Origin of the sequence: Myxococcus sp. XM-1-1-1, assembly GCF_020037095.1 — a bacterium.
Classification (GTDB): Bacteria; Myxococcota; Myxococcia; order Myxococcales; family Myxococcaceae; genus Myxococcus; species Myxococcus fulvus.
The window spans coordinates 155494-172842 of sequence record NZ_JAIQDH010000002.1; the positions used below are offsets into that span (position 1 = coordinate 155494).

Here is a 17349-nt window from a genome sequence, read left to right on the forward strand (position 1 = left end):
GAAACCCAACCGGAGCCTGCTCACCGGCGCAGCGTCATGGGCAGGCGTTCACCGGCGCGCGACAGGTAGACGCGCGACGTCACGCGGCCCCCTTCGTTGTGCGGGCGGACCACCGTCTGTCCGCGCAGGCCCGGCACGCGGGAGAGCGACATGAGCAGCTCCGCCTGGGCATCGCTGCCCTCGTGCTCCACCTCCAGCGTGCACAGGTGGGTGCGGCACTCCACGCGGGTGAGCCGCGAGCCGGCGAAGTCCTTCCCCCGGAAGGACTCCGTGACGAGCGACTCGGTGCTCCCCGCCCACGCCGTGTCCCGAGGCTCGGTGTTCATCGCCACCTCCAGCTCCGCCTCCAGCTCCAGCACCCGCTCCTGGCGCCGCTGCTCGTGAACCACCATCGCCGCCTCCCGCGAGGGCGCGGAGTCCTCCGCTGCTGGCGCGTCCTCGCGCGTCTGGGGGGCTCCCTGCTCCAACGCGCCCGCGGAGGGCGGCTGCTCCAGACGCCCCTGTCGTTGACGCAAGGACTCCAGCTCCGCGCGCAGCGCGCGCACCTCCCGCTCCAGGTCCGCTGGGGTGTTGGCGGAAGCCCCGGCGGCCTCCACGGGCGCGGCGCCTCCCCCAGGCGCCTCCTCCTTCCAGCTCCAGACTCCCGCGGTGAGCACGACGGCTCCCGCCAACCCCATCACTCCCCAGCGGACCTTGGACATGGCGGCTACTCCGAGATGTAGAAGCTGGAGAGCGCGGAGTTGTAGCCGGAGTAGGGCGCCGGCAGCTCACAGCGCAGGGCGATGAAGCCGTTCGAGGACGCGAACGTCGTCGGCACGCTCAGGCTGATGGTCTTCGGGTTCGCGGTGTCGGCGCCCGACGTGCAACCCGAGTCGGAGGCGATGGCGCTGCCGTCGGGCTCCGTCACCGTGGCGGTGCAGCACACGTTCTCGGTGAGGTGGGGGTCCCTGGCGGTGACGAGGAAGGACACCGCCTCGTTGAAGCTGGGGATGGAGACGTTGCGCTGCACCGGGCACACCACCTCGAGCGCGCTGCCCGTCTGGTTGATGAGCCGGCCGCTGCGGAACATGCTGGGCGCGCTGAAGCCCGACACGGAGGTGCACAGCGCGCCCGCGTAGGTCGCCGGACCCGCGAACGTCGGCATCGCACCGAGCACCGCGAGCGCGGCCACGGACTGCTTGAACAGGTTCTTCGTCATGGAGGTCTTCCTCGTCGAGCGCGTCCCCCTCGAGCTGTCGCGTCATGCGCAACCTGGGGTGACGTGCTGACCGGGAGGAAGAGCAACGCGAGTGCCAGACAGTCTTGGCCCGGAGCGGCCCGCGAGCACGGCAAGTCTTGCCGGACTCCCGCGCGCGTCGGCCGGCAAGCCTTGCCTTCGGCCGGCGAACCTTGCCGGTGGGAACGACGAAGCCCCGGCCAGGTGCTGGCGCCGGGGCTTCGGGACTCACGACGCTGGGGGGACTACTTGCGCGCGGGCGCGCTGTGCGCGACGTGGCTCTGCGACTGGAGCGCCGGGGGCGAGGCGTTCAGCGTGCCCAGGTACAGCCGCCCGTGGAAGCCATCCGCGCGCGCCTCGCTGGCGAGCGCCACGCCGGGGCGCTGCTTCGAGGACTGCCGCGCCTGGAGCGTGGGGCTGATGCCGAAGACGTTGCACTCCACGTCGTCCCAGACGCTGTAGCGGCAGGCGAACTGGGTGCCGCGCTGGAAGCCCACGTCCAGCGCGCGCACGGAGGGCAGCGCCTTCGCCACGCGGGCGCCCATGGGCTCCAGGTCGCCGTCCCAGTCCACCTTGGTGGTGCGCGCGTGCACGCTGCCGGTGAGCACCAGCGTCCACGCCTGGGCGCGCTGGGCCTGGAAGGAGAGGAGGTTGGCGGCCAGCTGCGCCTCGCGCTCGTTGCCCTGCGCCTTGTCCGCGTCGATGGCGGCCAGCGCCACGTCCTTGCCGGAGGCGCGCAGGCGGCGGGCCTGCTCCACGAGCCACAGCATGGCGCGGCTGCTGCGCCCGTCCTGGTGCGCGCGGCGCCAGAAGGCGCTCTCCCGGAGCAGCTCCTGCGCGTCCTGCGACGTGCCCGCGCTTGCGAGGTAGCGCGTCAGCAGCGGCTGCTCGGAGGCGGGCACCGACAGGGCCAGCGTCACCGGCAGCCCCTGGGCGGTGGCCTCGCACAGCATGCGCAGCGCCGCGGAGGGCAGCTCCTGCGTGCCCAGCGGGTCTGCCATCAGCACCACCCCACCGGCCGACAAGAGCGACGTGGCGCCCTCCACCGGCTCGCCGCAGTCGGGGGTGGCGGCGGACGCGTCACCGGCCTCGCCCCAGCCCTCCATCATCACCGAGCGCATGGACACCGGCGCGTTGCCACCCACCAGCTCCAGCGCGGGCACCATCTCCATCCGGGCCAGCAGCGTCTGCTCGACGTCCAGGTCCCGGTAGCCGCGCACGTAGCGGAAGCGCTCCAGGCCGGGCGCGTTGGGGAAGGGGTTGCGCATGGCGATGGTGCGCAGGGCGTTGTGCCGCGCGGGGGGCGCGCTCAGGTGGGCCTCGGACCGTGCGTCGAACGCGTGCTCGGTCTCCTCGAGCGACAGCTGGCTGTCGCGGCTCGTCATGTCGCCAATCTGCTTGGGCGTCTCCTCGATGAGGTTCTCCATCTCGGAATAGCTGAGGCGGAACACCCGGATGAGCGTCTGGCGGGGCCCCAGCCGCTCGCCCTTCACGTAGTAGCGCTCGTGGTTGCGCAGGCCGTTGCGGTTCTTGCCGGGCTCGTGCGCGGAGGAGAACAGCTCCAGGCCGCCCTCCTTCTCCATCACGTCGTAGCGCTGCTCCTCGAGCACGCGCCGCGCCATCATCATCGCGTCCTCGGGGGGCGCCAGGTACACGGTCTCGTGCGTGGGCGTCTCGTACTCCCCCGTCTCGGGGTTCAACTGGGTGTCGAGCCCCCGGGTGAGGGTGGCACACCCCGCACACCCCAGGACGCCCATCAGCAAGCCGATTCGACGCATCACTTCCTCCGTGCAGCCCAGGCGCATCCGGGCCGCGGTGTCTCGAGCTGGAACCGCGGCGGGAACGGCGGGGACACGGGGAGTATATCGCGAGGAGCGTCACCTCCCCAGCCGGTGGGGACGGGCCGTGCGGTGGGGGACACGCGGCCGCTCGGAGGGGGCCAGGCCTGTGCACCCGTCGACGGGGACGAACCGGCGCCCGTCCGGTGGCCAGCGGCCCCATGCACGCAGAGCGAGCGTTCGGCGGGCCCTCCTTGACGCGGTGGGTTGGTGTCGGGCCCCCGGCTGTAGTGAACTTCTCGGCCGTGCCTGCCTCTCCCGCTGTCTCCTCCGTGGCGCAGGAACGGACCGTGGGTCCGCTCCAGCTGCTTGCATTGGGCGTCAACGGCATCGTCGGCGTGGGCATCTTCTTCGCGCCCGCGGAGGTGGCCGCGCGCACGCCGGGCCTGGGCGCGGTGCTCGCGTTCGCGGTGACGGGCCTGGCGCTGGTGCCGGTGGCGCTGGCGTTCGCGGTGCTGGGCCGGCGCTTCGACGCGGATGGCGGGCCCGTCGTCTTCGCGCGCGCGGCCTTCGGTGAGCGGGTGGCCTTCCTGGTGGGCTGGGTGGCCTACGTCAGCGCGTTCCTGAGCACGTCCGCGGTGGTGGCGGGGCTGTCGCAGGCGGTGGCCCCGTCGCTGGGCTGGGAGGGTGCGTGGGGGCAGCGGGCGCTGGCCTCGGCGCTCGTGACGGTGCTGGGGGCGATTGTGGCCTCGGGCATCCGAGTGTCGGCGAGGGCGTGGACGGCGCTCACGGTGCTCAAGCTGCTGCCGCTCGGGGCGCTGCTCGTGGCCTTCGCGGCGGTGGCGCTGTCGGGGCCGCTGCCCGTCGCGGCGAGCCCCGTGGCGTGGACGGCGGGGGCGTGGCTGCCCGCGGGGCTGACGGTGATGTTCGCGTACCAGGGCTTCGAAATCGTGCCGGTGATTGCCGGGCAGGTGCGCTCGTCGGAGCGGAGCGTGCCGTGGGCCACGGTGGGCTCGCTGCTGGGCGCGGTGCTCCTCTACGTGGGCCTGGTGTGGGCGTGCGTGACGGCGCTGCCGGAGCTGGCGTCCTCCAGCGCGCCTTTGGCCTCGGCGGCGGGCGTGTGGGGAGGGGCGGGGCTGTCGCGCGTGGTGGCGATGGGCACCAGCGTGTCCGCGCTGGGCATCTGCGTGGGGATGATGGTGACGACGCCGCGCTACCTGTCCGCGCTCGCGTCGGGGGACAGGACGCTCTTGGGATTGGAGCGCATGTCACCCAGGGGCGTGCCCGTGCGGGCGTTGGGGGTGACGTGGGCGGTGGTGCTGGTGTTCGTGAACCTGGGGAACCTGTCGGAGCTGTTCGCGCTCTCCAGCATCGCCGTGCTGATGCAGTACGGCGTCACGGCGGCGGCGCTGGCGTGGCTCTCCTTCAAGCGGGAGCGCGCGCTGACGCCGTGGCATGCGGTGCTGGCGGTGCCCACGCTGGGGCTCGGCCTGACGCTGGTGGCGTTCGGCGCGAGCCTGCGGGAGGCCGCCACCACCGGTGTGGCGGTGGTGGCGGGCCTGGTGCTGCGAGGCCTGTCCCGGCCGAGGGCCTAGAACTGGCTCCAGAGGTACTGGTTGGTGATTTCGTGGTGGAACTGGATTTCGGACGTCTTCACGCGCGTGCCCAGCTGCTTGGGGCAACGCTCGGCGGAGGCCGTCTTCAGCTCCGCGAACTTGCTCTGCACGTTCTCGCCCAGGATGTTGGCGACGAACGAGCTGCCCTTGAAGAGGCGGATGGCGTCGAAGATGTTGTCGGGCAGGAAGCGGGTGCGGCTGCGCTTGGACTCGGCGTCCTCCTGCGGCTGCGGGCCCTCCAGGCCGGTGCGCAGCAGGGTGTAGAGCACCAGGTACGGGTTGGCGTCCGGGCCCACCGAGCGGCACTCGACGCGGGCCGAGCGCTCGTTGCCATAGGGGATGCGCACCATGGCGCCGCGGTTGTTGGCGCTGGCCTTGATCTGGTTCGGCGCCTCGAAGTGCGGGTCCAGGCGGCGGTACGCGTTGACGCTGGAGTTGAGGACCAGGCAGATGTCGTTGGCGTTGGTGAGCAGCCGGTCGATGAAGTCCCAGCCCATCTGGCTCAGGTTGTCCTGGCCGGCCTTGTCGTAGAACAGGTTCTTGTTGTTCTTCGACAGCGACATGTTCATGTGCATGCCGTTGCCATTGACGCCCGTCACCGGCTTCGGGAGGAAGCTGGCGGTGGTGTCCATCTGCGCGGCGACCTGGCGACACAGCAGCTTGTAGAGCTGGATCTGGTCCGCGGAGATGAGGGCCTCGCTGTACGTGAAGTTCATCTCGAACTGGCTGGGGGCCACCTCGGGGTGGTCCTTCTCGTTCTGGAAGCCCATGGCGCGCTGGGCCTCGGCGGCCTTGTCGATGAAGGCGCGCAGCGGGTCACCGGGCAGCGAGTGGTAGTAGCCGCCGGTGGAGATGAAGTCGAACTTGCCCGTCTCGTGGTAGTGGCGCTCGGCGTCGCGGCCCTTGAAGAGGAAGCCCTCGACCTCGGGCGCGGCGTGGAAGACGGTGCCGTCCTTCTGGTACAGGGCCTCGGTGACGCGCTTGAGCTGGCCGCGCATGTCGGCGTGGTAGGGCGAGCCGTCGCGCTCGAGGACCTCGCTGAACACCAGCACCTTGCCGGGCCCGAAGATGTCCGAGGGCAGCCAGTAGAACGAGCCCCAGTCGATGTTGAGGCGCAGGTCGCTCTCCGCCTGCTGGGAGAAGCCGCGGATGGAGGAGCCGTCGAAGGTGAGGTTGTCGGCGCTCTTGAGGAGGAACTTCTTGTCGTAGTCCAGCATGTGCAGCCGACCCTCGAGGTCGGTGAAGCACACGGTGACGGCCTTCAGGCTGCGCTCGTCGGTGAGGTACTTGATGCGCTCCTCGCGGACCTTGTCGGCCGACACGTGCTGGAGGCGCTGCTCCTTCACCTTGAGGTTGCGCTCTTCCAGCTCGTCGTAGGGAATCTCCAGGAACGTCCGCAGCCCCTTCGTGTCCATGCTTGCCGTGCCTCCAGGCCGGTCGTCACCGTCAGCGCGGTGATTTCGAATCCGTGGGCGCAGGTATTTACATTTGGGGACGGGAAATCAAGCCTAAATTCCGCGCCACGAAGCTTAAAAGATTGGTCCAAAAAGCTTTAGAGCACGGTGGGCAACACTCTGGAGGGGGGCTGGAGGGCCTGGGATGACGCCCGGTGGACACTTGGGCGCCTCGGGAGCCTGCCTGCCTGGTCCAGGAACGACGGGGTAGTTTCTTGTGGGCGTCGGGGTGGTTTTCGAAGATGCCGGGATGAGCTCGATGTGGATTCTGGACGAGGCACCTCCGGCGCCGGATGCGCGCATCCCCTATGGACCGGGGACGCATCACTTCGGAGAGCTGCGGCTTCCCTCGGGGCCGGGGCCGCATCCCGTCGTCGTCGCCATCCACGGCGGTTTCTGGCGCGCGAAGTACGACCTGGCCCACCTGGGCCACGCGTGCGCGGCGCTCACCGCGAGCGGCTTCGCCACGTGGAGTCTGGAGTTCCGACGCGTCGGCCATGAGGGCGGCGGCTATCCCGGCACCCTGGAGGATGTCGCCCTTGGCGCGGACTTCCTGCGCACCCTCGCGGAATCGCATCCCCTGGACCTGTCGCGCGTCGTGTTCCTCGGCCACTCGGCGGGAGGTCATCTCGCGCTGTGGCTCGCCGCGAGGCCCCGGCTGCCCTCGGGCAGTTCGCTCTACAGTCAGTCGCCGCTGCGTCCGCTCGGCGTCGTCTCGCTCGCGGGCGTGGCCGATGTGACGCGTGCCTATGAGCTGGGCCTCAGTGACAACGCGGCGGGACAGTTCCTCGGGGGCTCGCCCCTGGAGGTGCCCTTGCGCTACCAGCGCGCGTCTCCCGCCGCGCTCCAGCCGCTCGGCGTCCCCCAGGTCCTCCTGCATGGCTCCGAGGACGACACCGTCCCCGTGTCGATGAGCGCGGACTTCTGCTCGCGGGGCCGCGCGCACGGGGATGAGGTTCGCTGCGTCGTGCTCCCCGGCGCGGGCCACTTCGAGGTCGTGGACCCACGCTCGCGCGAGTGGGCCCAGGTCGTCGACGCCGTGCGCTCGCTGCTGTGACGCGAGCGCTTCAGTTCACGTCACCGAAGACGATGTCGTAGCCCACCGTGTTCGTGCCGCCCGTGCCCCCGCTCATGCACGTGAAGGTGCTGGTCACGTCGTCGTAGGCGTACGTGTACGCCGTGGGACACGCCTTCTTCAGGAACGCGAGCCACGGCTGGACGCTCTGCGCCCACGCCGGGTTGTTCGCGTAGCACTGCCCCTGGGCCTGCTGGCTCGGGTTGTTGCCGGGCTCCAGCAGCGTGGGCCAGAAGCTCCCCGCGTCGTTGCCTGGGTACGTCGCGCAGCCGCAGCAGGCCGGCGTGTTCCCGTTGCTGTTGTAGCAGGATGAACCGAAGTTGCCGGCGCACTGGAAGAGGTTGCTCAGCGTGTCCTGCACGGTGCCGCCCTGAACCTGCACGGTCATCACCTGGCTGCAGTCCAGGGGCCCGTAGCCGAAGCTGGTGCTCGCCGAGCACAGGTCTTCATAGGACCACCAGCCGATGGACTGGCCACACGTCTGGACGAGCGGAGACGTACCGCCGACTCCTGGCAGGAACGCCGTTCCGCACACGGCGCCCCCCGCGCAGTCGCTGTCCGACGTGCACGTGCCGCAGTAGCCCGCGTCCGGGTTGTTGGGGTTGCCGCACACCGCGCCGTTCGCACACGTGGGGCCGCACTTCGTCCACGTCGGCTGACACACGCCGCCGGTGCACGTCGTTCCCGCGCCGCAGTCGCTGTCCTGTCCGCAGGCCGGCAGCACGACGGCCCGGAGCAGGGTGGTGTAGTCGGCGGGGAGGCCCGCGCTCGTGTCGGGCGTGAAGCTCCACGAGCACGCCTCCAGCATGCCCACGGTGCTGTTCCCCTGGACGCTCGTGGAGCCCGCCGTGCCGCACGAGTACGGCGAGGGTGGGTTCGCCGCCGCGAAGCCTCCGTCACCGCTGGGGCCCATCTGGAGGCTCACGTTCGCGCCGTTGATGACGGTGACGTCGTAGAAGTCGACCGTGTCCGGCTGGATCGTGAACTCCGCGGCCGTGAAGGGGTTTGTTCCGCCCTTTCCGAGCGGGCAGGGCATGCCGGCCGCGTTGCCGCAGTCCGCGCTCAGGCAGCCCGTCCCATCGGACTGACAGCCCAGCCGTCCGAACAGACCGCCGCTCCAGCCGATGGGAGAACGGCACAGGCACGCGACGCCGCCATCCTCCGGGCACTGCGTCGGCGGATTCGCGAGGTTGACTCCGTCCGCGAGCAGGCAGCGGCCACTCTGGCACTGGGCGTTCTGCGTGCACGCCGTCATCCCGGGCTGGAGGCTCGCGAACGCGGGAGGCAGCGACGAGGGCATGCACAGCGTCGTCGACTCCTGGGCCGTCAACTTCAGTGCGTCGAGCGGAACCCCGCCATCCGTCCTCGGGTACTGGCAGAGCCCCAGCGCCACCGTGCAGGACTGTCCGCTCGGACACGGCGAACTCCCGGAGCTGCACGCCTGGTTCTCACCGGGGACGACGGACTGGAAGTAGCACGTCCCGCCATTGGCGAGGCTGCACTCCTGCACCGTGGTGGAGCAGGTCGTGCTGCCGGGGCACGCGGCCTGCCCTCCGTCGGCGCACTTGCACAGGCCCGTGGTGGAGTCACAACCCTCGGAGCCGCAGTTGGCGCACGCGGGCACCTGCGTCGCACCCGTGCAAAGCGCGGTGGGGAGATTGACGGTGACGATGGGAGCACCGCCGTTGCACGTCGTGCTCGGGGCCACCATGCACTGTCCCGTGTTCGTGTCGCACATATTGCCCGCGTTGCAATCCGCGCTGCTGGTGCAACCGGGGTTCAGGCAGGCCTGGTTCGGACCACAGTCGCTGTCCGTGGTGCACGTGAAGGGCGGAGGCGCCGCGCCCGCGGTCTGGCCAATCCAGACCGTCTGGCTCGCCTGGTTCGTCAGCGTGAAGGGACGGAAGCCGGGCGGGCAGGTCGACGAGCCCGCGTCGCCCGGAGCCGGTGTGTCCGAGGGCGCGCGGCCCTGAAGCGTGCCGAACACCACGAGCGCGACAGCCAGTCCGAGTGACACCGCGGGGATGAGCAGACGACGTGATGCCATGACGGGCCTCTCAATCAGGTCTGCCGAGCGACGGTAGTGAGCGGCCGCCTCCAGCCCAAGGATTCGGGGCGTCGGCTGCTCGCACGCGCGCGAACGAACCCAAGGCCCGTGATTCCCGGGGGCATGGGCCCCACCCTCATGGCCGAGTCCGGCCCGACGCACTGCCCGTCGTGGGATTTCGCGCCCCAGGACTTGCGCGAGAAAGAGCCATTGCTAAACTGAACTGTATGGTTCAGTATCAAGCCCGACTCGATGCGACGTTTGGAGCACTGGCGGATGTGACGCGCAGGGGAGTCCTGGAGCGGTTGGGCCAGGGCGAGGCGTCCATCACGGAGCTGGCGGAGCGCTTCGACATGACCCTGACGGGCATGAAGAAGCACGTGCACGTGCTCGAGGAAGCAGGGTTGGTCATCACGCAGAAGCAGGGGCGGGTGAGGACCTGCCGGCTAGGGCCATGTCGCCTCGAGGACGAGGTGGCGTGGATGAATGGCTATCGGCGTCTGGTGGAAGCGCGGCTCGACCGGCTCGGCGAGTTCCTCGCGCGAACGAAAGGGGAAGAGGAATGAACACGGCACTCAGGGAAGCACTCGTCACTCAGCCGACGGACCGCGAGATTCGCGTCGAGCGCATCTTCGATGCGAAGCGCGAGCGGGTCTGGAAGGCGATGACGGATCCGAAGCAGGTGGCGCAGTGGTGGGGGCGGGGCAACAAGCTCGTGGTGGAGCGCCTGGAGGTGGAGCGGGGTGGCCACTGGCGCTTCGTCGAGCACGCGGATGGACAGGAGCACGGCTTCGAGGGGCGCTTCCGCGAGGTGACGCCCGTCGAGCGGCTGGTGCAGACCTTCGAATGGGACGGCATGCCCGGCTACGTCATCCTCAACACGACGACGTTGGAGGACCTGGGCGACGGGCGCACGAAGGTGGTGGCGGTGTCGTTCTTCTTCACGACGGAGGAGCGCGACGGCATGGCTGCCTCCGGCATGGCGGACGGCCTCAACCAGAGTTACCGCGCGCTCGACGCGCTGCTGGCCCGCGAGCCGTAGCCGAGAGAGCTTCGTGGCGCCGGGCCCGAATGGGCTCGGCGTCACGGAGGTACGTCAGAACCCGCGCGCCGCGCCGCCGTCGACGGCGATCGACTGACCGGTGATGTATGAGGACTGCTCGGAGGACAGGAACGCCACCAGCGAGGCCAACTCGTCCGGCCGCCCCAGTCGCCGCGCGGGAATCTGCGGGGCCACCTTCTCGTCCGTGAGGCCCAACTGCGTCATCCGCTCCGTGGCGTGGAAGCCCGGCAGCACCGCGTTGAGCGTGACGCCGTGCTGCGCCACCTCGTTGCTCACCGTCTTCACCAACCCGAGCAACCCCGCGCGCAGCCCGTTGGAGATGGTCAGGTTCGGCATCGCCTCACGCGCCGCCAGCGACGTCACCAGCGTGATTCGGCCCCACTTGCGCTCCTTCATCCCCGGCAGCGCCGCCTGGATTCCATCCACCGCCGCCATCCACAGGCTCTGGAACCCCAACTGCCACTGCTCCGCGGTCAGAGACTCGAAGCCTCCCGCCGGGGGCCCGCCCGTGTTCACCACGAGCACGTCCACGCCGCCCAGCTTCGCCACCACCTCATCCACCAACCGCTTCGCCGCCCCCGGCTGGTTCAAGTCCGCTGGCACAGCGAGCGCCGCGCCCAGCGACTTCGCCGCCTTCTCCAGCTTCTCCCCACCGCGAGAGCAGATGGCCACCGTGGCGCCTTCCTTCACCAGCGCCTCGGCCGTCGCGTATCCCAACCCCGCCGACGCGCCCATCACGAGCGCGCGCTTACCCTTCAGTCCGAAATCCATCCGCGTGCTCCTTCATGAATGGCACCAGCCGCTCGTGGATGAGCCGCTTCGCCCGCTCCAGGTCCACGTCCTCGGCGCGCGTCAGCCCCTCGGACAGCTCCGAGACGATGCCGCCGGCAATCGCCCCCACCTCGTACGCCAGCCGGTACGGCACCCGGCTGAAGCTCACCATCGAATACCGACTGACGAACTCGCCCGGGAAGGTGTTGAGCAACACCTTCTCCACCGCCTTCTCCAACAGGAAGCGCGGGTTGCCCGTGCTGTCGCGCATCTCCACGAAGTTCTCCACCGCCATGTCCGCGATGGCATCCGCGTTCGTCTTGCGCAGCCGCGCCAGCTCCCCGAACAGCGTCTCCCAGTCCCCGCCCTTGCCGAGCAGCCCCTCGAGCACCGTGCAGTCCTCGAAGCCGCAGTTCATCCCCTGGCCGAAGAACGGGACGATGGCGTGCGCCGCGTCCCCCAGCACCACGGCCTTGCCGCCCACGTTCCACGGCGCGCACTTCACCGTCACCATGCTGCCCGTGGGCCGCGCGAAGAACGCCTGCGTCAAATCCGGGATGAGCGCCTTCGCGTCCGGGAACTGCTCCTCGAAGAACGCCTCCAGCCGGGCAGGGGAGCCCAATGACTCGAAGCTCACCGGCCCCTTCCACGGCAGGAACAACGTACACGTGAAGCTGCCATCCTCGTTCGGCAGCGCAATCAGCATGTACGTCCCGCGCGGCCAGATGTGCAGCGCGTGCTTCTCCATCTGGAACGCGCCGCCCGGCCCGGGAGGAATCGTCAGCTCCTTGTACCCGTGCCCCAGCGTCTCCGCCGTCGACTCGAACCCCGGCACCTTCTCCAGCGCCTGCCGCACCGCCGAGCCGGAGCCGTCCGTGCCGAACACCACGCGGCCCTCCTCGCGGCGCTCCTCACCCGTGGCCTCGTCCACCACCGTGAGCACGCCCTGGTCCAGGTCCGCGCCCGACACCCGCTGCCTGAAGCGGATGCGCACCTTGCCCGTGGCCTCCGCCGCGCTCATCAGGAACTTGTTCAGCCACGCGCGCGACAGCGAGTTGATGTGCTGCGAGTCATCCTTCCCATAGGGCTGGTACATCAGCGCGCCCTTCGGGGGATGAATCATCCGTCCCCGCATCGGAATCGCGTGGCGCAGCGCCTCCTCCTCCAGCCCCACCTGCCTCAGTGCGTACAACCCCCGCGTGGAGATGGCCAGGTTGATGGAGCGCCCCGCGTCGATGACCTCGCGCCGCATGTCCGGCCGACGCTCCAGCACCTCCACGGTGTGCCCACGCCGCGCCAGGAACACGGACAGCAGCGAGCCCACCAGGCCCGCGCCCACCACCGTGACGGCCTCGTTCCGCTCACCCACGGGCGTGTCCCTCCAGCGTCTTCACGAAGCGGTACACATCCGTGAACGAGCAATACAGCGGCGCGGGCGCCGCGCGGATGATGTCCGGCTTGCGGAAGTCACAGATGATGCCCGCGTCCGACAGCCGCTTGAGCATGCTCGGTGCGTCACCCTGGAACCGCAGGGACAGCTGCGCCCCGCGCTGCTTCACGTCGCGCGGCGTGGTGATGCGCACGTAGCCCGGCGGCAGCTTGTCCAGCAGGAACTCCAGATACCCCGTGAGCCGCTCGCTCTTGGCGCGCAGCGCCGCCATGCCAGCCTGGTCGAACAGCTCGAACGACGCGCGCAGCGCCGCCAACTGCAGGATGGGCGGGTTCGACAGCTGCCACCCTTCCGCGCCCGGCAGCGCGTCGAAGTGCGGCCCCATCTGGAAGCGCGTGGCCTTGTCGTGCCCCCACCAGCCCTCGAACCGGGGGATGTCCTTGGAGCGCGCATGCCGCTCGTGCACGAACACACCGCCCAGGCTCCCAGGTCCGCCGTTGAGGTACTTGTAAGAGCACCACACCGCGAAGTCCGGCCCGTCGTCGTGCAGCGACAGCTTCAGGTTCCCCGCGCCGTGCGCCAGGTCGAACCCGACGAAGCAGCCCTTCGCGTGCGCCGCGCGCGTAATCGCCGGAATGTCGAACGCCTGGCCCGTGAGGTAGTTCACGCTGCCCAGCAGCACCAGCGACACCTCGTGGCCGTGCTGCTCCAGCGTCGCCAGGATGTCCTCGGTGCGCAGCGTCTCCTCACCGGCTCGCGGCTTGAGCTCCAGCACCGCCTCGCGAGGGTCGAACCCGTGGAAGCGCGCCTGCGAGGCCACCGCGTACTGGTCCGACGGGAACGCGCCGCCCTCGACGAGAATCTTGAAGCGCTCCTTCGTGGGTCGGTAGAACGACACCATCATCAGGTGCAGGTTCACCGTCAGGGTGTTCATCACCACCACTTCCTGCGGCTTCGCGCCCACCAGCCGCGCGGCCTGCTCGGTGACGAGCTCGTGGTAGTGCAGCCACGGGTGGCGCCCGTGGTGGTGCCCTTCCACGCCGAAGCGGGCCCAGTCCTCCATTTCCTCCTGCACGTAGCGCGCGGCGTTCTTCGGCTGGAGCCCCAGCGAGTTGCCCGCCAGGTACACCACCGGCTTGCCATCCGGGCCGGGCGGGAAGTGGAACTGCTCGCGGAAGGAGCGCAGCGCATCCTCGGCGTCGGCCTTGCGCGCGAAGTCCTGGGAGTCCTCGAAGGTGTACGTCGTCATGGGGCGAAGTCCTCGCGCGAGCGCCCCAGCCACGCCAGGGCGTTCTTCCACAGGAGCTGCTCGCGCGCGTCGGATGAAAGCTCCGTCAGCGATTCGATGAGGGTGCCCGGGCGCAGCTCGCCCAGGGGGAACGGATAGTCACTGCCCAGCGCCACCTTGTCCTGGCCGAACAGCTTCACGATGAAGCGCAGCGTGTCCGCGTCATGCACCAGCGAGTCCACCCAGAAGCGGCCCAGGTACTCGCGCGGCGGCACCTTGTTGTCCACCGCCACCAGGTCCGGCCGCGCCTCGAAGCCGTGCTCGATTCTCCCCAGCGTCCCGGGGAACGCGCCGCCGCCGTGCGCGAAGGCGAAGCGCAGCCTGGGCAGCCGCTCCAGCACGCCGCCGAAGATGAGCGAGCACATGGCCAGCGACATCTCCGCGGGCATGCCCACCAGCCACGGCAGCCAGTACTTCTGCATCTTCGCCTCGCCCATCATGTCCCACGGGTGGACGAAGATGGACGCGCCCAGCTCGCTCGCCGCCTGGAAGAACGGGAAGAGCTTCTCGTCGGAGAGGTTCCAGTCGTTGACGTGGCTGCCAATCTGCACGCCCGCCAGGCCCAGCTCCTTCACGCACCGCTCCAGCTCCCGCACCGCCAGCTCCGGCGACTGCAGCGGCACCGTGCCCAGCCCCACGAAGCGCTTGGGGTGCTCGCGCACCACCGAGGCCACGTGGTCGTTCAGGAAGCGCGACAGGTCCAGCCCGTGCTCCGGCTGCGTCCAGTAGCTGAACATCACCGGCACGGTGGAGATGACCTGCACGTGGACGCCCACGTCGTCGCACTCCTCGATGCGCTTCACCGGGTCCCAGCAGTTGCTCTCGACCTCCCGGAAGAACTTCCCGTCGTCGCGCAGCATCCGCGCGCGGCACGGCGCGTGGTGGTCCAGCGTGATGAAGCCGCCGTACCCGTAGCGCTCGGCGAAGCGCGGCAGCTTCTCGGGCAGCAGGTGCGTGTGGATGTCGACCTTCAACGAGAAGGCCCTCCCTTGGTCACCTTCGTCCCGCACTTCTTGCAGGTGCAGTTCGCGTCGTTGCCGTAGAAGTGCTCGAAGATGGGCGGCAGCTGCGTCACCAGATTCGTGACGTGCACGAACTCCTCGTAGAGCTTCTCGCCGCAGGACGGGCACATCCACATGAAGCCATCCAGCTCATGCGGCAGGCGGCGGCGCTCCAGCACCAGCCCCACCGTGCCCGCGGGGCGCTGGGGCGAGTGCGGCACCTTGGGCGGCAGCAGGAAGATCTCCCCCTCGGAGATGGGGATGTCCACGGGCTTGCCGTCGTCGAGCACGCGCAGGTTCATCGTGCCCTCCAACTGGTAGAAGAACTCCTCGCCCTCGTTGATGTGGAAGTCCGTGCGCGCGTTGGGGCCGCCGACGACGGTGACCATGAACTCACGGTCCGCCCACACCTGCTGGTTGCCGACGGGCGGCTTGAGCAGGTGGCGGTGCTCGTCGATCCACTTCTTGAAGTTGATGGGGGTCAGCCGGCCCATTCATTCATCTCCGATGGTGGCGATGCACTTGAGCTCGATGGCGATTGGCGTGGGCAGCCGGTTGATCTCGAGCGTCGTCCTGCACGGCGGGTTGTCCTTGAAGTACTCGGCCCACAGGCGGTTGTACGTGGGGAAGTCCTTCTTCATGTCCGTCAGGTACACCGTGACGTCCACCAGCTTGTCCCAGGAGGAGCCCGCGTCCTCCAGGATGTAGCGGACGTTGCGGAACACCGAGTGGCACTGCGCCTCGATGTCGTACGAGGTGATGTTGCCCTCGGCGTCCAGCTCCACGCCGGGGATCTTCTTCGTCCCGCGCTCGCGCGGGCCCACGCCCGACAGGAACAACAAGTTGCCCACACGCCGTGCGTGGGGATACAGGCCCACCGGCTCCGGGGCCTTCTGGGAATCGACTCGCTCACTGGTGCTCACGTCGCGTCTCCGTCCAGCGCGTCACAGCTTGATGCACACGTTCTTCGGCTCGGTGAAGAAGCGCAGCGCCTCCCAGCCGCCCTCGCGCCCCACCCCCGAGTCCTTCACCCCGCCGAACGGCGTGCGCAAGTCACGCAGCATCCAGCAGTTCACCCAGACGATTCCGCTGTGCAGCCGCGAGGCGAAGCGGTGCGCCCGCTTCACGTCCCGCGTCCACACGCTCGCCGCCAGGCCGTACTTCGTCGAGTTCGCCCACGCGAGCACCTCGTCCTCGGTGTCGAACGGGATGAGCGTGGCCACCGGGCCGAAGATCTCCTCCTGGTTGGTGCGGCAGCTTGCGTCCAGGCCCTCGATGAGCGTGGGCTCCACGAACCAGCCCTCGCGGCAGCGGCCCGTCAGGCTCGCGCGCTTGCCACCCGCGAGCACGCGCCCGCCCTCCTGCTTCGCCAGGTCGATGTAGCCCATCACCTTGTCGAAGTGCTGCTGCGACACCAGCGCGCCCTGCTCGGTGCCGGCCTCCAGCGGGTCACCGACCTTGAGCGCCTGCGTGCGCGCCACCAGCGCGTCGCGGAAGCGCTCATAGATGGGGCGCTGCACGAAGATGCGCGGGCCGCAGAGGCAGATCTGCCCCTGGTTGGAGAACGACGAGCGCACCGTCGTCGCCAGCGCCTCCTCGAAGTCGCAGTCCTCGAAGATGACGTTGGGGTTCTTCCCGCCCATCTCCAGCGACAGCTTCTTGAAGCTCGGCGCGGCCACGCGGGCAATCTCCGCGCCCACGCGGGTGCTGCCGGTGAAGGAGATGGCCGGGATGTCCGGGTGCTCGCTCATGGCCGCGCCCACCTTGGGGCCCAGGCCGTGGACGATGTTGAGCACGCCGGGCGGCAGGCCCACGTCGCGGCACACCTGCGACAGGAGGAACGCCGTCATCGGGGTGACTTCGGAGGGCTTGGCCACCACGCAGTTGCCGATGGCCAGCGCGGGCGCGAGCTTCCACGTCAGCAGGTACAAGGGCAGGTTCCACGGCGAGATGCAGCCCACCACGCCCAGCGGCGAGCGCAGCGTGTAGTTGAGCGCGACGCCGTCCGTGGCGTGCGCCTCGCTGGAGAACTGCGTCACCGCGTCCGCGAAGAACTCGAAGTTGAGGATGCTGCGCGGGATGTCCACGCTGGACGCCACCGACAGCGGCTTGCCGGAGTCGATGGACTCCGCGCGGGCGAACGCGTCCAGACGCTCGCGAATCGTGTCCGCCACCTTGCGCAGGAGGCGCGAGCGCTCGGCGGCGGGCGTGGCGGCCCAGGCCGGGAAGGCGCGCTGGGCGGCCTCCACCGCGTGCTGGAGGTCGGTGGCGTCCGAGTCCGGCACCTGCGCGTAGCCCTTGCCCGTCGCGGGCTCGGGCTTGTCCAGCCACTGGCCGCCGCGCGCGGGGATGAGCTCTCCGCCGATGTAGTTGAGCACCTTCTGCATGTCCGAGCCCTCCGTGCGCCCGTCCCCGGGATGGCTCGCGAGCGCCTGGTCCCTCGGGTGCCGGGAGACAGGGGGAGCGCGGGGGCCCGGGTCGAACGGGGCGCAATGTACGCAACCGAGCCAGCCGTCACCAGCATCACGGAAAGCGCGCCTCGGAGCGTCGTCCTCTCGCGTCAAACGGGTGACGACTCCGGCTGCCCGGAGGGTGGGCGAGCGGCGGGGGAATACAGAGCACTGGAGGCGCGAGGGGCCGGACCGGGTTG

The 17349-nt window shown here is 69.6% G+C and carries 16 protein-coding genes; 4 read left to right on the plus strand and 12 right to left on the minus strand.

The annotated features are described in order from the left end of the window. Positions 1 to 20 precede the first annotated feature (20 nt). The 3 genes from K8640_RS04750 to K8640_RS04760 form a co-directional block, all read right to left on the minus strand. Complete coding sequence (locus K8640_RS04750; protein ID WP_223745979.1) at positions 21 to 701, minus strand: hypothetical protein; 681 nt, start codon at positions 699 to 701, stop codon at positions 21 to 23. 5 nt (positions 702 to 706) lie between these two features. Next, positions 707 to 1198: a hypothetical protein gene (locus K8640_RS04755; RefSeq protein WP_223745980.1), complete on the minus strand. Its 492-nt coding sequence runs from the start codon at positions 1196 to 1198 to the stop codon at positions 707 to 709. A gap of 263 nt (positions 1199 to 1461) precedes the next feature. After that, positions 1462 to 2994: a hypothetical protein gene (locus K8640_RS04760; RefSeq protein ID WP_223745981.1), complete on the minus strand. Its 1533-nt coding sequence runs from the start codon at positions 2992 to 2994 to the stop codon at positions 1462 to 1464. Positions 2995 to 3344: 350 nt separating this feature from the next. Here K8640_RS04760 and K8640_RS04765 point away from each other — a divergent pair, with 350 nt between their 5' ends. Then, positions 3345 to 4589, plus strand: coding sequence for an APC family permease (locus K8640_RS04765; RefSeq protein ID WP_223745982.1), 1245 nt, complete (start codon positions 3345 to 3347; stop codon positions 4587 to 4589). On the opposite strand, the gene K8640_RS04770 is transcribed toward K8640_RS04765, so the two are convergent. Further along, positions 4586 to 6025: a glutamine synthetase family protein gene (locus K8640_RS04770; protein ID WP_223745983.1), complete on the minus strand. Its 1440-nt coding sequence runs from the start codon at positions 6023 to 6025 to the stop codon at positions 4586 to 4588. The two genes, K8640_RS04765 and K8640_RS04770, sit on opposite strands and share 4 nt — an antisense overlap. Positions 6026 to 6314: 289 nt before the next feature. On the opposite strand from K8640_RS04770, the gene K8640_RS04775 reads away from it, so the two are divergent. After that, positions 6315 to 7121 (plus strand): S9 family peptidase, encoded by an 807-nt coding sequence (locus K8640_RS04775; RefSeq protein ID WP_223745984.1) that lies wholly within the window; start codon positions 6315 to 6317, stop codon positions 7119 to 7121. Between the two features lie 10 nt (positions 7122 to 7131). Here the strand turns inward: K8640_RS04775 and K8640_RS04780 are convergent, their stop codons facing one another. After that, positions 7132 to 9186: a thaumatin family protein gene (locus K8640_RS04780; protein WP_223745985.1), complete on the minus strand. Its 2055-nt coding sequence runs from the start codon at positions 9184 to 9186 to the stop codon at positions 7132 to 7134. A gap of 227 nt (positions 9187 to 9413) precedes the next feature. Here K8640_RS04780 and K8640_RS04785 point away from each other — a divergent pair, with 227 nt between their 5' ends. Both K8640_RS04785 and K8640_RS04790 read left to right on the plus strand, forming a co-directional pair. Next, positions 9414 to 9752, plus strand: coding sequence for a helix-turn-helix transcriptional regulator (locus tag K8640_RS04785; RefSeq protein WP_223745986.1), 339 nt, complete (start codon positions 9414 to 9416; stop codon positions 9750 to 9752). Continuing rightward, entirely contained in the window at positions 9749 to 10228 is a 480-nt protein-coding gene (locus K8640_RS04790) for an SRPBCC family protein (protein WP_223745987.1), read from the plus strand. Before K8640_RS04785 ends, K8640_RS04790 begins: the two co-directional genes overlap by 4 nt. A 54-nt stretch (positions 10229 to 10282) precedes the next feature. On the opposite strand, the gene K8640_RS04795 is transcribed toward K8640_RS04790, so the two are convergent. The 7 genes from K8640_RS04795 to K8640_RS04825 are packed head-to-tail and all read right to left on the minus strand — an operon-like array spanning position 10283 to position 17086. Further along, on the minus strand, positions 10283 to 11020 hold the full coding sequence (locus K8640_RS04795) for an SDR family oxidoreductase (RefSeq protein WP_223745988.1): 738 nt from the start codon (positions 11018 to 11020) through the stop codon (positions 10283 to 10285). Continuing rightward, positions 10998 to 12389, minus strand: a complete 1392-nt coding sequence (locus K8640_RS04800) for an NAD(P)/FAD-dependent oxidoreductase (RefSeq protein WP_223745989.1) — start codon at positions 12387 to 12389, stop codon at positions 10998 to 11000. The genes K8640_RS04795 and K8640_RS04800 overlap by 23 nt, the downstream gene beginning before the upstream one ends. Beyond that, a complete protein-coding gene (gene kynU / locus K8640_RS04805) occupies positions 12382 to 13659 on the minus strand; it encodes a kynureninase (RefSeq protein ID WP_223745990.1) in 1278 nt (425 codons plus the stop codon). Before kynU ends, K8640_RS04800 begins: the two co-directional genes overlap by 8 nt. Further along, on the minus strand, positions 13656 to 14672 hold the full coding sequence (locus K8640_RS04810) for an amidohydrolase family protein (protein ID WP_223745991.1): 1017 nt from the start codon (positions 14670 to 14672) through the stop codon (positions 13656 to 13658). The genes kynU and K8640_RS04810 overlap by 4 nt, the downstream gene beginning before the upstream one ends. Continuing rightward, positions 14669 to 15193: a 3-hydroxyanthranilate 3,4-dioxygenase gene (gene nbaC / locus K8640_RS04815; protein WP_223745992.1), complete on the minus strand. Its 525-nt coding sequence runs from the start codon at positions 15191 to 15193 to the stop codon at positions 14669 to 14671. Before nbaC ends, K8640_RS04810 begins: the two co-directional genes overlap by 4 nt. Continuing rightward, positions 15194 to 15622: a RidA family protein gene (locus K8640_RS04820; RefSeq protein WP_141324887.1), complete on the minus strand. Its 429-nt coding sequence runs from the start codon at positions 15620 to 15622 to the stop codon at positions 15194 to 15196. 21 nt (positions 15623 to 15643) lie between these two features. Then, positions 15644 to 17086 carry an aldehyde dehydrogenase gene (locus tag K8640_RS04825; RefSeq protein WP_223745993.1) on the minus strand — a complete coding sequence of 481 codons (1443 nt, stop codon included), beginning with the start codon at positions 17084 to 17086 and terminating at the stop codon, positions 15644 to 15646. Positions 17087 to 17349 lie beyond the last annotated feature (263 nt).

Bases quoted from the DNA above. Each gene is read 5' to 3' on its own strand.
- K8640_RS04750 (WP_223745979.1), bottom strand. From the start codon at position 701: ATGTCCAAGGTCCGCTGGGGAGTGATGGGGTTGGCGGGAGCCGTCGTG.
- K8640_RS04755 (WP_223745980.1), bottom strand. From the start codon at position 1,198: ATGACGAAGAACCTGTTCAAGCAGTCCGTGGCCGCGCTCGCGGTGCTC.
- K8640_RS04760 (WP_223745981.1), bottom strand. From the start codon at position 2,994: ATGCGTCGAATCGGCTTGCTGATGGGCGTCCTGGGGTGTGCGGGGTGT.
- K8640_RS04770 (WP_223745983.1), bottom strand. From the start codon at position 6,025: ATGGACACGAAGGGGCTGCGGACGTTCCTGGAGATTCCCTACGACGAG.
- K8640_RS04775 (WP_223745984.1), top strand. From the start codon at position 6,315: ATGAGCTCGATGTGGATTCTGGACGAGGCACCTCCGGCGCCGGATGCG.
- K8640_RS04780 (WP_223745985.1), bottom strand. From the start codon at position 9,186: ATGGCATCACGTCGTCTGCTCATCCCCGCGGTGTCACTCGGACTGGCT.
- K8640_RS04785 (WP_223745986.1), top strand. From the start codon at position 9,414: ATGGTTCAGTATCAAGCCCGACTCGATGCGACGTTTGGAGCACTGGCG.
- K8640_RS04790 (WP_223745987.1), top strand. From the start codon at position 9,749: ATGAACACGGCACTCAGGGAAGCACTCGTCACTCAGCCGACGGACCGC.
- K8640_RS04795 (WP_223745988.1), bottom strand. From the start codon at position 11,020: ATGGATTTCGGACTGAAGGGTAAGCGCGCGCTCGTGATGGGCGCGTCG.
- kynU (WP_223745990.1), bottom strand. From the start codon at position 13,659: ATGACGACGTACACCTTCGAGGACTCCCAGGACTTCGCGCGCAAGGCC.
- nbaC (WP_223745992.1), bottom strand. From the start codon at position 15,193: ATGGGCCGGCTGACCCCCATCAACTTCAAGAAGTGGATCGACGAGCAC.
- K8640_RS04825 (WP_223745993.1), bottom strand. From the start codon at position 17,086: ATGCAGAAGGTGCTCAACTACATCGGCGGAGAGCTCATCCCCGCGCGC.